Below are 12111 nucleotides of genomic sequence, written 5' to 3'. Positions count from 1 at the left end.
GTACTCCAGGCCTTAAAGGCCTTCGAAGAATTGATCCACGCGCGGGCGGTCGAGGCCGGCGAGGGTGGCGGGGTTCCAGCGCGGCTGCTTGTCCTTGTCGATGATCAGCGCGCGCACGCCTTCGATCAGGTCGCCGTGGTCGAACCATTGGCGGTCCAGGTGCAGCTCCATGGCGAAGCACTGCTCAAGGTTCAGATGACGGCCACGGCGCAGCATCTCCAGGGTCACGGCCATGGCCAGCGGCGAGCGCCTGTTCAGCAGCTCGGCGGTTTTCAGCGCCCAGTCGTGGCTGTCGGCCACGGTCACGGCCTGTAGTTGTTCCACGATACTGCCAACCTCGGGCAGGGCGAAGAAGTGATCGATGGCCGGGCGCAGCTTGGCCAGGGGCGCGTCGTCGAGCACCTGGGTGCCAAGCTTGGCCAGCACGCCTTGCAGGTCCTTTAGCGGGTGTTCGCCAAAGTGCAGGCTGTCCAGGCGTTCATCGAGGCTGGCGAGTTTGCTGCTGTCCAGGTACCAGTCGGCCAGGCCGCAGTACAACGCATCGGCGGCCTGCACCTGCACGCCGCTGACGCCCAGGTAAATGCCCAGCTGGCCAGGAAGGCGCGAGAGAAAGTAGCTGCCACCGACATCCGGGAAGTAACCGATGGCGGTTTCCGGCATGGCCAGGCGGCTACGCTCGGTGACCACCCGCAGGTCGGCGCCTTGGGCCAAGCCCATGCCGCCGCCGAGGGTGAAGCCGTCCATTAGCACCAGGACCGGCTTGGGGTAATGATGGATGCACAGGTCGAGGGCGTATTCCTCGACGAAAAAGTCTCGGTGCAGGCTGTCGCCGGCCTTGTAGCTGTCGTACAGCGAACGGATGTCGCCACCGGCGCAGAAACCCTTCGGGCCTTCGCCGCGCAACACCACTGCTCGCACGTGCGGATCATTGGCCCAGGCGATCAGGTGCTGCTGCAGGCTGCGCACCATATCCAGGGTGAGGGCATTGAGGCCGGCGGGGCGGTTGAGGGTCAAGTGACCGATATGGTTGCGAACCTCGGCCAGTACCTGGGCGTCGGTTGCCGCTTGAGCGTGCGCGGTCATCGCTGTCTCCCTGCTTTGTTATTGATTTTCCACGTGTTTTAACACGGTCTGGATAGACGCTAGAGGATGCCCGGATCGTATCAGTGCAATTTTGCTCAGTTCAATGGGTAAAACTGCAGGCTGAATCTGCATTTTTGCATGGGGTGCGGGGCTGATCATCGCGACCAGCCCGCTGCACTCAGCGTGGCAGGCGTCCGCTGACAAAATGCGCCGTGTCGTTGTAACCATGGGTCGAGGCGTGGCCGGGAGTAACCAGCGAATCGATGAAGGCTTCGTCTTCAGCGCTGATCTTCACTGCCAGGGCGCCGCTGTAGGTGTCCCACTGGGCTTCGGTGCGCGGGCCGACAATCGCCGAGCTGATCAGGCGGTTGTTGAGGACCCAGGCGATGGCGAACTCGACCATGCCCACGCCCTTGTCCTGGGTATAGGCGTGGATCTTCTGGGCGATTTCCAGGGATTCGGGGCGCCATTCGGTTTCCAGGATGCGCTTGTCCTGCCGCCCGGCGCGGCTGTTGGCGTCGGGGTTGGCATTGGGCGCGTACTTGCCGCTGAGCACGCCGCGGGCCAGCGGGCTGAAGGGGACGATGCCCAGGCCGTGGTGGGCGGCGGCGGTGAACTGCTCGGGTTCGGCCTGGCGGTTGACGATGTTGTACAGCGGCTGGCTGACCACCGGCTTGGCCACGCCCAGGCGCTCGGCCAGGTTGCAGATTTCGGCGATGCGCCAGCCACGAAAGTTCGACACCCCCCAGTGGCGGATCTTGCCCTGGCGCAGCAGCTCGCCGATGGCGCTGACGCTGACCTCCAGCGGAGTGTTGTGGTCTTCGCGGTGCAGGTAATAGATGTCCAGGTAATCGGTGTCCAGGCGGGTCAGGCTGGCATCGATGGCATTGAAGATGTGCTTGCGGCTCAGGCCGCTGCGGTTGGGCAGGCCGTCGGCGGGGCCGAAGCCGACCTTGGAGGCGAGGATCCAGTCCTGGCGGTTGCGGGCGATGGCTTCGCCGACGATTTCTTCACTGCGCCCGGTGTTGTACACGTCGGCGGTGTCGATGAAGTTGATGCCCTGGTCCCAGGCCTTGTCGATGATGCGCAGCGAGTCTTCGGTGCTGGTCGGCGAGCCGAACATCATGCTGCCCAGGGTCAGCGCAGACACCTGCAGGCCGCTTTGGCCCAGAGGACGGTAGATCATGATCGAAAGTCCCTTCGCGGTTGGAATTCGATCTGTTTTACACAGTTCGCCAAGGGATTAAAAGCATCGCGGGGCAAGCCCGCTCCTACAGATTCGTGGGAGCGGGCTTGCCCCGCGATCGACTCGCTTCAGTTCACCTGCTCAGCCACCGCGCTGGCAATCCGCACCCGCGAAACCCGCAAGGCCACCAGGCTGCCAAACACAATCAACCCCGCCAGCGAATACAGCGCCGCATCGGTGGAGCCTGTCTGGTCCTTGATAAAACCGACCAGGTAGGGGCTGAGAAAACCGGCCATCTGCCCGACCGAGTTGATGATCGCCAGGCCCGCTACCGCCGTACCGGCGCTGAGCAGCGCGGTGGGCATCGGCCAGAACATCGGCAGGCCGGTGAGGGCGCCCATGGTGGCGATGCTCAGGCCGATGATGGCAATGACCGGGTTGTGGCCGAAGTTCACCGCAATCAGCAGGCCCAGGGCGCCCATCAGCATCGGCACCACCAAATGCCAGCGGCGCTCGTTGCGCAGGTCCGCCGAACGCCCGACCAACAGCATGAACACCCCGGCCAGCAGGTAGGGAATCGCGCTCAGCCAGCCGATCAGCAGGGCATCGTTGAAGCCCAGGTTCTTGATGATCGAGGGCAGCCAGAAGTTGATCGCATAAACCCCGCTCTGAATGCAGAAGTAGACGAAACCGAAGGTCCAGATCAGCGGGTTGGCAAACACCGACAGCAGGCTGTCGCTGTTGGTGATCGGTTTGCTTGCGGCATCGGCCTTGAGGTCGGTTTCGATGATCTGCCGCTCGGCCGGGCTCAGCCATTTGGCCTTGGAGTAGCCATCGCTGAGCAGGAAGATCGCCAGAAAGCCCAGCAGCACGGTCGGCAGGCCCTGGATCAGGAACATCCACTGCCAGCCGGCCAGGCCGTGTTGGCCTGCGGCGAAATGATTGAGAATCCAGCCGGAGAACGGCCCGCCCAATAGGCCCGAGACCGGGATCGCCGACATGAACAGGGCCATGATCCGCCCACGGCGGGTCGCCGGGAACCAGCGCGAGAGGTACAACACGATGCCGGGGAAGAAGCCGGCTTCGGCGGCGCCGGTAAACAGGCGCAGCACGTAGAATTCCATGGGCGTGGTGACGAACAGCAGGCAGGTCGACAGCGCGCCCCAGGTGATCATCATCAGGGCGATCCAGCGCCGCGGGCCGAAGCGGTTCAGTGCCAGGTTGCTGGGCAGCCCGCACAACACGTAGCCAATGAAGAAGATCCCGGCACCCAGGCCGTAAATGGTTTCACTGAACTTGAGCGCATCGAGCATCTGCAACTTGGCGAAGCCGACGTTGACCCGGTCCAGGTAATTGAACAGGTAGCAGATGAAAATGAACGGAATCAGCCGCAGGGTAATGCGCCGGTACAGCGCATTGCGGGTGAGGTCGTGGCCTTGGTCAGGGGCAGGGCTGTGTGCCATGATTCTCTCTCTTTTGTTATGTTTATCGCCGCAGCCTGCATCAAGGCGGCTGCTGCAATGAGTCTCGGTGAGCGGGCCGTGGCTGTCTTTGTGCTTTTGCACAGCATTTTTCCTGGACGGCTGTGCCCCGGACCAATCATTGCGAAAACAAGGATCCTCCCATGTTCGAACTGGACCATGACCTGGCGCAAGACATCGTCGACCGGGCAATGGCGATCCTGCCGTGCAACGTCAACGTCATGGACAGCCAGGGCCTGATCCTGGGCAGTGGCGAACCTGAGCGGATCAACACCCGCCATGAAGGTGCGCAACTGGTGTTGGCCAACGGTCGCAACGTCGAGCTCGATGCTGAGGCGGCCAAGTGCCTCAAGGGCGTTCAACCCGGGGTCAATTTGCCGCTCATGCTCGATACGCGGCTGATCGGCGTGCTGGGCCTGACCGGTGACCCGCAGCAGGTGCGGACCTACGCGGAGCTGGTGCGCATGACCGCCGAAATGCTCCTGGCCCAGCGTCACTTGCAAGTTGAGCAACAATGGCGGCGCCAGCGCTGCGATGACCTGCTGGCCTTGCTGCTGGGCGGTGCAGGCGACTCGCCGAGGCTGGTCGACGAAGCCCGGCAACTGGGACTCAAGCCGCAGTTGCCACGTGTTCCCTGCCTGTTCGAACTCGATGCCGGGCTTGAGGCGCAAAGCCTGGCCGGCTGGTTGATGAGCCGTTACCCGGACAGCTGGTGCGTCAGCCCGGCGCGGCAATCGCTGCTGTGGTGCCGACCGGCCACGGTGGCGCTGGATGAACCGAAACTGCTGGAGCGCTTGCAGCGTCACGGCTGGCAGGTGCAGCGCCTGGCCGCAGGTTCGGCGGCGCAAAGCCTTGAGCAACTGCGCCGTGGCTATCGCCGGGTGCGCGACTTGCTGGCCTATGGGCGTGAGGTGGTGCCCGGGCAGCAGGTGCTGCTCCTGAGCCGCTACCGGCTGCCGGCGCTACTGTGGCGTCATCGCAACGACGACGCCCTGGACGAGCTGCTCGAACCGCTGCAACGCATTCGCGCCAAGGACAGCAGCGGCCAGTTGCTGGCTACCTTGCGTGCCTGGTGCGCCCACGACGGCCAGAGTCAGGCCTGCGCCGACGCCTTGGGCATTCATCGCAATAGCCTGCGTTATCGGCTTGAGCGGATTGCCGAGTTGAGCGAGGTTGATCCGCTGCGCCTCGAGGGCATGCTGAGCCTCTACCTGGGTTTGCAACTGTTGCCCGCCAACGTCTGACATGCGTACGGTTGGCCAAGCGCCCAAACCAGGTTGCTGCAGCTTGTGCATCTGACTAAGGCTTGCGTTGGGGCCAGCTGTCAGCATGCAGTCATCTGGATCAGGAGAATCCCCATGAAAATCGTCATCGCCCCCGACTCGTTCAAAGACAGCCTGAGCGCCGAAGGTGTCGCCGATGCCATCGCAAGCGGTCTTGCCCAGGTGCTGCCGCAGGCACAGCTGGTCAAATGCCCGATGGCTGACGGTGGCGAAGGCACCATGGACGCCATCGTCGCCGCCTGTGCCGGCGAACTACGCCACGTGCAGGTGCGCGGGCCACTTGGCGAACCGGTGCAGGCGGCTTGGGGCTGGCTGGGCGAGAGCCGCACGGCAATTATCGAGATGGCCCAGGCCAGCGGTTTGCAGTTGCTCAGCCTGGAGCAGCGCGACGCCTGTCGCAGCAGCACCTTCGGCACCGGCCAACTAATCGGCGCCGCACTGGACGCCGGGGCGCAGCGGATCATCTTGGCCATCGGCGGCAGTGCCACCAATGATGGCGGCAGCGGCATGCTCCGCGCCTTGGGCCTGCAGCTGTTCGATGCACAGGAGCACTCCCTGGCCGAAGGCGGCCTGGCCTTGGGCGGGCTTGCCCGTATTGACGCCAGCGCGCTGGACCACCGGTTACTTGAAGTGCAGTTAGAAGTGGCTGCCGATGTCGACAACCCACTGTGCGGCAGCAATGGCGCTTCGGCGATCTTCGGCCCGCAGAAAGGTGCAAGCCCTGCGCAGGTGCAGGCGCTGGATAAGGCCCTTGGGCATTTTGCCGACCACTGCGCGCAACTGCTGGGCCATGATGTTCGTGATTTCCCCGGGTGCGGTGCGGCCGGCGGCATGGGCTTCGCCGCCAAGGCCTTCATGCAGGCGGCATTTCGCCCGGGTATCGAGGTGGTGGCGCAACTGGCTGGGCTTGAGGTGGCGGTGCTGGGTGCTGACCTGGTCATTACCGGCGAAGGTCGCTTTGACGCCCAAACCTTGCGCGGCAAAACGCCATTTGGTGTCGCCCGCATTGCCCAGCGTCACGGCGTACCTGTGGTGGTGATTGCCGGTACCCTGGGCCAAGGCTATGAGGAACTGTACGGCCATGGCATTGATGCCGCGTTCGCCCTGACCAGTGGGCCAATGAGCCTTGAGCAGGCCTGTAGTCAGGCCGCTGCATTGCTGGAGGCTCGAGCGAGAGATATTGCAAGGTTGTGGCACTTGGGAAGGTGAGATATTCCTTACTCAAATAATGGCCTCTGGATGACGGAGGCTAGCGTCTTTTTGCTATTGCTTTACTCACAAATTCAGGAAATTAAACTGTTTCTACGGTATGAAACAGGTGTTTTTTCTTATGTTAAATAAAATTTACACAGAACGTTGACAGTTGTGAACGGCTAATGGCTCACTGAAAACCATATTGCCGGTAGGGGTTTTCGACCCTGGCAAAAGGAAGATGCATACCAGGGAAGGTAGCCTCGCAGCGCCCGGTTTTACTGCGCGTCAGCGATTTCGCCCTGAGTATGTGTGCGTGTTAATGGCATGACACTCAAGGTTGATAGTGATGTTTACAGAAGCGCTTTCGATTTCAGTCAAACGCAACACGCCCAGCAGCCCTTCGATCGTTCGAGGCAAGGGCTGCTTTCTTTACGACGCAGACGGTCGTGCCTTTCTCGATATGTCCGGTGGTAGCGGGGCGGCCAACCTTGGTTATCAACGCGATGACCTGATCGAGGTCACCCAGCGCCAGGCCGAACTGTTGGTGCACACCGGCTGGAACATCGACAACCCGCATCGCCACGAGATGGTGGCGAAACTCGCACGGTTGGTGCCTTACCTTCAAGCCTCTGTATTTGGCGCCGTGACCGGTGCCGAAGCCATCGAAGTCGCCCTGAAAATCGCCCGTGCCGCCACCGGCCGGCAAGGCGTTGTGTACTTCGACAACGCCTTCCATGGCAAGACCCAAGGGGCCCTGTCGGTTACCTCCAACCCCAACTTTCGCAAACACCTGGCACTTGGCGGCCTGCAGGTCAGCGCGCTGGCCCTGGACTACGCGGCCGAACACGACCCGGCCAGGGCCGCGCAATGGCATGAGCAGTTGTTTGCCTACCTGACCCAAGCCAAACAGACGGGCAGTTTGCCAGCTGCGATGATCATCGAGCCGATTCAGGCGGCTGAAGGCATGTATCCGGTGCCAAGGCCATTGCTGGAGTCGATCGTCGAGCTGGCCAGAACCTTCGGTGTTGTCAGCATATTCGACGAGATCTACACCGGTTTTGGGCGAACCGGTAAGCCGTTTGTCAGTGATCCGACGCTACTGCCCGACCTGTTGGTGCTGGGTAAGGCGCTGGGCAATGGTTTGCCGATTTCGGCGGTGGTCGGACGCACCGAGCTGGTCGATTGCCTGGGCTACGCCGAGCATTCTTCGACGTTTACCTTGATGCCTTTGGTCTGTGCGGTAGCCTCGAAAGTGCTGGATATCTTCGATCAGGAACAACCGTGGCAACTGGCGGCCAGTAATGGCGCGCACTTGCGCCAGGCACTTGAACAATTGGGTCGGGACGATGAGCGAGTGACCCATGTGCGGGGCCGCGGGCTGATGCTCGCCTTCGATTTTGCCGGCGATGTGCTGGCGCTGCGCAATGGCCTGCTCGATCACGGCGTCATCGTCCGCACCGGAGGGTGCAATTCGAACACGGTCAAGCTGACCCCACCGATTGTCATGTCTGGAAGCGAAATCCAGGCATTCATGCAGACGCTGCAAGGCGTTTGCCAAGCCCTCTGATAACAACAACAGGAAAGGGACATCATGTTGCAGGCCTATGTTCGCGCTGCGGGTTCTGATGTGGTTGGCGTAATTGATTCCAGTGGTAGCCACTCGTTTGCATCAATCGAGCGGTTGCGGGCGGCACTCAGCGCCGAAATCACCCGGACTGGACGGGGTGCGGTGGTGCTCTATGCCAGCCACGGGCACCTCATGTATGCCGCGCTGGTTGCCGGTTTGGCCAGTGCTAAACGATTGGTGTTCATCGATCCTGCCAGTGATTTGGCAAGCCTGCAGGCCACGCTCAAGTCGCTGGGTGTCAGCGTGATCCTCAACGGTTCGGTACAGTCGGGCCAAAACTTGGCCACCGATCTTGCGGTGATCGACCTGGGACTGTTCGAGCCTGCTCCGGTGCCAACTGGTGAGTCGCTGCAACTGTGTTGTGAAGACTATGTCATCTTCACCAGCGGCTCGACCGGCGAGGCCAAGGCCATCGTCCAGCGTATCGACGCGCTGAACCAGCATATCGACAACTATGTGGCATACGTCGGCATCTCAGCCCGCAATCGCTTGCTGCAATTGGCATCGGCGGGTTGGGACGCAGGCCTGATGGATATCTTTGCCAGCCTCAAGACCGGCGCAACGCTGTGCAGCCTCAACCCGCGGGAGATGGATTTCGCAGCCATCGACGCAATGATTGTTGCCCATGATCTTGATGTGCTGCACATGACCGTGCCGTACCTGCGCGCGTTCTACAGTCCGGCCTCAACTGCGTATACCGCTGCCAAGCAATTGGTGATTGGCGGCGAGATCATTCATCGCTCGGACATCGAACGTTTCAACCAGTGTTTTGCAGTGGGTTCACAACTGTTCAACGCTTATGGGCCTACTGAGTGCACCACCGCTTTGCACGCCCGTATCAATCAGGGCGAACAGCTACGTTCGGTAACCTGGGCCTTGGACAGTCCGGTTGACGGTGTCGAGGTGGCAGTAACCTTCGAGCCGCAGCAGCCTTACGGCGAAGGCGTCGGTGAATTGTTGCTTTACTCGCCGTGGGTAGCTCGGCGCCTGGACAGTACCAGCGGCCAGATCGTTGCGCTTACCCAGCCCAGCCCGCTTGATCCGCAGCGCCAGTGCTACCTGACCGGCGACCTGGCCTGCCGCGAGCCGGACGGCGCGATTCGCCTGCTTGGGCGCAAAGACTCTATCGTCAAGATCAACGGCCAGAAAGTCAGTTTGGTGCACGTAGAGTCCCAGCTCAAGCGCCTGAGCCAGGTGCAGGAAGTCTGCGTGATCGCCACTCAGGTTCAGGGCAACACAGCGTTGGTCGCCTTTGTCATCGCCAGCGCCCCAGAGATTGACGAAAGCGTTGTGCGTCAGGCGGCCAAGGCGCAACTCCCGGCCCAGCAGGTTCCGGCGCGGTTCCTGTTGCTGAAGCGCTTTGCGCTGAACAGGAACAACAAGATCGACCGTCAGGCATTGGCCGAGATTGCCGCCGGCATGGCCGAGCAACCTCTCGACGCGGGTCAGGCTGAGCCGTTATGGCAGGCAATTGTTCAGGTGCTCGGTGGGCATCAGCCTGATCCGACGCTGAGTTTTATCGACAACGGTGGTGATTCGCTACGGGCGTTACAGGTGGTTGCTGCACTAAAGCGCAAGGGCCTATTGCTGGATCTGGAGGCCTTGCTTTCAGACGGTGCTCTTGAGCAATTGCAGGTGCAGCCGGCAGTGAACAAAGCCCGTGGCAAGCGACAGGCTGCAAGTGAGGCCAGCTTGCCCAACCGGCGTTTCCTGCAAAGCCGGGGCATCAGCGATTTGGACCACTGGAGTCAGGCAATTGTCCTGAACATCAGCGGCGATTTGCCTGCTCAAGCCGTAAGCCAGGCGCTGCGCGCGGTGCTTGGCCATCATGCGATCGAGCAGGGCGTACACGACTTGGGTCAGTTGGGCGCATCGACCGACCTTGCGCAGGCCGTTAGCCAAACGTGCGCTGCCATTTCCTTGAGCAATCAACAGCGCGTCTGTTTCAGCCAGCTACAACAGGTCGACAGCCACCAGTTGATCATCGCTTGTCATCAGTTCGAGGTAGACCGTTATTCGTGGATGCTGCTGGTTGCCGAGCTCGACGAATGCCTGAGCCAGGGCCTGCACTGCATCACCCAATGGCATCGGGCCTTGCGCTTTGACGAGTGGCTGCAAAGCTACCAAGCGTTGCACGCCGAGGTGCGCAACACCGACTTCTGGCAAGCCTTGCCCTGGCAGCAGTGTGCTACGTCGAGTCATCGCGGTGTAGCGTTCCCACGTCGCGAAGCGTTTGTCCGTGCCGAGCTGTCGCTGGGGGCGATTTCGCGCCTGCCAGCCTCGGCACAGGGAATGGCCGAGATCAGTAACCTGCTGCTGGCTGCAATTCTCGGGGCGATGAGCGAGCACGATGACAAGCCTGTACAGAAAGTCCACCTGCTCGATCATGGCCGCGCCTTGGACAAGCAAGGTGCCGATCTCAACAGCGTGTTTGGCTGGTTGACCCTGATCTACCCGATGGTGCAGCAGGTTGGCGGGGTAGAGCTGTATGCACTGGCCGAGCGGATCAAGGCCTATCAGCAGGCAACACAAGGCTTTGCCCACAGTTTCGGCAACCAGTACTTCGGCACTCCCCGGGCCGAGCGTCTGACGGGCGATCTTGACTGCGACTACAGCTACAACTTTCTTGGCGCACTGCAGAGCCACATCGGTAGCCGGGTCAATGTCCACCCGCTGAGTGTGCAGTTGCTGCACGGCAGCCCCAGTCACCATCTGGAGTTCACCGGCTACCTGGTCGATGGCCAGTTGCTGCTCAAAGTCGACTATGACCCCGACCGATACGCCCGCCAGGACCTGGACACTGTGCTCGACAGGATCAGAGCAACCTTGGAGTAGAGAACAACCATGAACGCTGATCACAACAACAAGAAACCCCGTTCACTGATCGCACCGCTGATGTTCGTCGGTTGCCTGATGATCTGGTCGACCAACTGGATCGCCATCTCGCTACAGGTAGAGCGCTCCGACATCGGCTCTTCGCTGATGCTGCGGTTTTTTATTGCCTACCTGGTGTTGTGGCTGTGGCAGCGGTTGTTTGGCACCGTGCAGGCCAAGGTGACGCGTAGCGCTTACCTGCAGATGGCCACCGTGGGGGCGGTGTATTTTTATGCAGGTATCGGCCTGGCCTACCTGGCCACCGCTTATATGGGCAGTGCACAGATGGCGTGCCTGAGTGCGTTGGTGATTTTCTACATCATCGGCCTCAAGCGCCTGCTGTTCAACGCGCCGGTTGCCATACACAGCCTGGTTGGCGGCCTGGTGAGCCTGCTTGGCCTGGGGCTGTTCATGCTCGGCGACGATGCTCGGCCCTTGTCCCTGCCCGGCACCGTGCTGGCCCTGACGTCGTTTCTTGGCGTGGCCCTTGGCTCGGTGCTCTCGGAGCACATTCAGCGCAGCCATGGCCTGGGCACCTTGCACATCAACAAGGTGGCTGCCGGCTGGGCCTGTGCCCTCTACGCACTCAGCCTGCTGCTGACCGGCAAGGGCCTGCAACTGCCTTCGACCCTGGCCGATGCCAGCATCCTGTTGTATCTGGGGGTGATCTGTTCAGCACTGGTGTTCGTGCTGTTCATTGACCTGATCAAGCGGGTAGGGGCAGAGAACGCCGGCTATGTCGGCGTGCTGTATCCGATCGGCGCAAGTTACCTGTCGGTGTGGCTGGGCGAAACGCCCTTGGGCCTGCACATGATGATCGGCAGTGCGCTGGTAATGCTTGGCAGCCTGATCAACTTCAAATGTCGATACAACCCTGGACTGAAGAAACTGGAGTTTTCCTGAATGAACGACCTGCAGATTCGCTTGGCCACTGCGGACGACGCCAATGGCATTTTCAACGCCCATCGCAACTCGGTGGAGCGCCTTTGCACCCAGGATTACAGCCCCGAGCAGATCAGCATGTGGCTCGACGGGCGCTCACCGCAGACCTACCGTGAAGCAATTGACAAGGGCTTGCTGTGGCTGGCCGAGACCGATTCGATTCAGGGTTTCGTCGAGGTCGAGGGCAACGAGATCAGCAAGCTGTTCATTTGCGGTGACGGCGCCCGCCGCGGTATCGGCAGCCGATTGCTTGAGGTGGCTATCGAACACCTGCGCAATGGCGGTGCGCAAATGGCCTACCTGGAAGCCACCCTCACGGCCGAGCTCTTTTACGCCCGGCATGGTTTTCAGAAAATCGGCGAAGGCACCTTCAGCCGAGGGAGCAGCCCGGTCTCGCTGGAGATCGTAAAAATGCAGCGCAGCCTTTGAACTGACAGCTGC

At 61.3% G+C, this 12111-nt stretch carries 9 protein-coding genes; 6 read left to right on the top strand and 3 right to left on the bottom strand.

The genetic code is table 11. From position 1 onward, the window contains the following. Nucleotides 1-12: 12 nt before the first annotated feature. From EXN22_RS14420 to EXN22_RS14410, 3 genes are all read right to left on the bottom strand, one after another. Entirely contained in the window at nt 13-1083 is a 1071-nt protein-coding gene (locus EXN22_RS14420) for an enoyl-CoA hydratase/isomerase family protein (protein WP_130264694.1), read from the bottom strand. 178 nt (nt 1084-1261) lie between these two features. Then, nucleotides 1262-2269 (bottom strand): aldo/keto reductase, encoded by a 1008-nt coding sequence (locus tag EXN22_RS14415; RefSeq protein ID WP_130264693.1) that lies wholly within the window; start codon nt 2267-2269, stop codon nt 1262-1264. A 128-nt stretch (nt 2270-2397) separates the two neighbouring features. Next, nucleotides 2398-3732: an MFS transporter gene (locus EXN22_RS14410; RefSeq protein WP_130264692.1), complete on the bottom strand. Its 1335-nt coding sequence runs from the start codon at nt 3730-3732 to the stop codon at nt 2398-2400. 161 nt (nt 3733-3893) lie between these two features. Between EXN22_RS14410 and EXN22_RS14405 the strand changes: the two genes are divergently transcribed. The 6 genes from EXN22_RS14405 (at nt 3894) to EXN22_RS14380 (ending at nt 12099) form a co-directional block, all read left to right on the top strand. After that, on the top strand, nt 3894-4994 hold the full coding sequence (locus EXN22_RS14405) for a sugar diacid recognition domain-containing protein (RefSeq protein ID WP_130264691.1): 1101 nt from the start codon (nt 3894-3896) through the stop codon (nt 4992-4994). Nucleotides 4995-5108: 114 nt separating this feature from the next. Beyond that, nucleotides 5109-6242 (top strand): glycerate kinase, encoded by a 1134-nt coding sequence (locus EXN22_RS14400; protein WP_130264690.1) that lies wholly within the window; start codon nt 5109-5111, stop codon nt 6240-6242. A gap of 331 nt (nt 6243-6573) precedes the next feature. Continuing rightward, a complete protein-coding gene (locus tag EXN22_RS14395) occupies nt 6574-7794 on the top strand; it encodes an aspartate aminotransferase family protein (protein WP_130264689.1) in 1221 nt (406 codons plus the stop codon). A 24-nt stretch (nt 7795-7818) separates the two neighbouring features. Next, entirely contained in the window at nt 7819-10689 is a 2871-nt protein-coding gene (locus tag EXN22_RS14390; RefSeq protein WP_130264688.1) for an AMP-binding protein, read from the top strand. A 9-nt stretch (nt 10690-10698) separates the two neighbouring features. Then, nucleotides 10699-11631 (top strand): DMT family transporter, encoded by a 933-nt coding sequence (locus EXN22_RS14385; protein ID WP_130264687.1) that lies wholly within the window; start codon nt 10699-10701, stop codon nt 11629-11631. After that, nucleotides 11632-12099, top strand: a complete 468-nt coding sequence (locus tag EXN22_RS14380; protein ID WP_130264686.1) for a GNAT family N-acetyltransferase — start codon at nt 11632-11634, stop codon at nt 12097-12099. Nucleotides 12100-12111 lie beyond the last annotated feature (12 nt).

Origin of the sequence: Pseudomonas tructae, from assembly GCF_004214895.1 — a bacterium.
GTDB lineage: Bacteria > Pseudomonadota > Gammaproteobacteria > Pseudomonadales > Pseudomonadaceae > Aquipseudomonas > Aquipseudomonas tructae.
This window is presented reverse-complemented; position numbering and strand designations above follow the sequence as displayed.

Bases quoted from the DNA above. Each gene is read 5' to 3' on its own strand.
- EXN22_RS14420 (WP_130264694.1), bottom strand. From the start codon at position 1,083: ATGACCGCGCACGCTCAAGCGGCAACCGACGCCCAGGTACTGGCCGAG.
- EXN22_RS14405 (WP_130264691.1), top strand. From the start codon at position 3,894: ATGTTCGAACTGGACCATGACCTGGCGCAAGACATCGTCGACCGGGCA.
- EXN22_RS14400 (WP_130264690.1), top strand. From the start codon at position 5,109: ATGAAAATCGTCATCGCCCCCGACTCGTTCAAAGACAGCCTGAGCGCC.
- EXN22_RS14410 (WP_130264692.1), bottom strand. From the start codon at position 3,732: ATGGCACACAGCCCTGCCCCTGACCAAGGCCACGACCTCACCCGCAAT.
- EXN22_RS14385 (WP_130264687.1), top strand. From the start codon at position 10,699: ATGAACGCTGATCACAACAACAAGAAACCCCGTTCACTGATCGCACCG.
- EXN22_RS14390 (WP_130264688.1), top strand. From the start codon at position 7,819: ATGTTGCAGGCCTATGTTCGCGCTGCGGGTTCTGATGTGGTTGGCGTA.
- EXN22_RS14415 (WP_130264693.1), bottom strand. From the start codon at position 2,269: ATGATCTACCGTCCTCTGGGCCAAAGCGGCCTGCAGGTGTCTGCGCTG.
- EXN22_RS14395 (WP_130264689.1), top strand. From the start codon at position 6,574: ATGTTTACAGAAGCGCTTTCGATTTCAGTCAAACGCAACACGCCCAGC.
- EXN22_RS14380 (WP_130264686.1), top strand. From the start codon at position 11,632: ATGAACGACCTGCAGATTCGCTTGGCCACTGCGGACGACGCCAATGGC.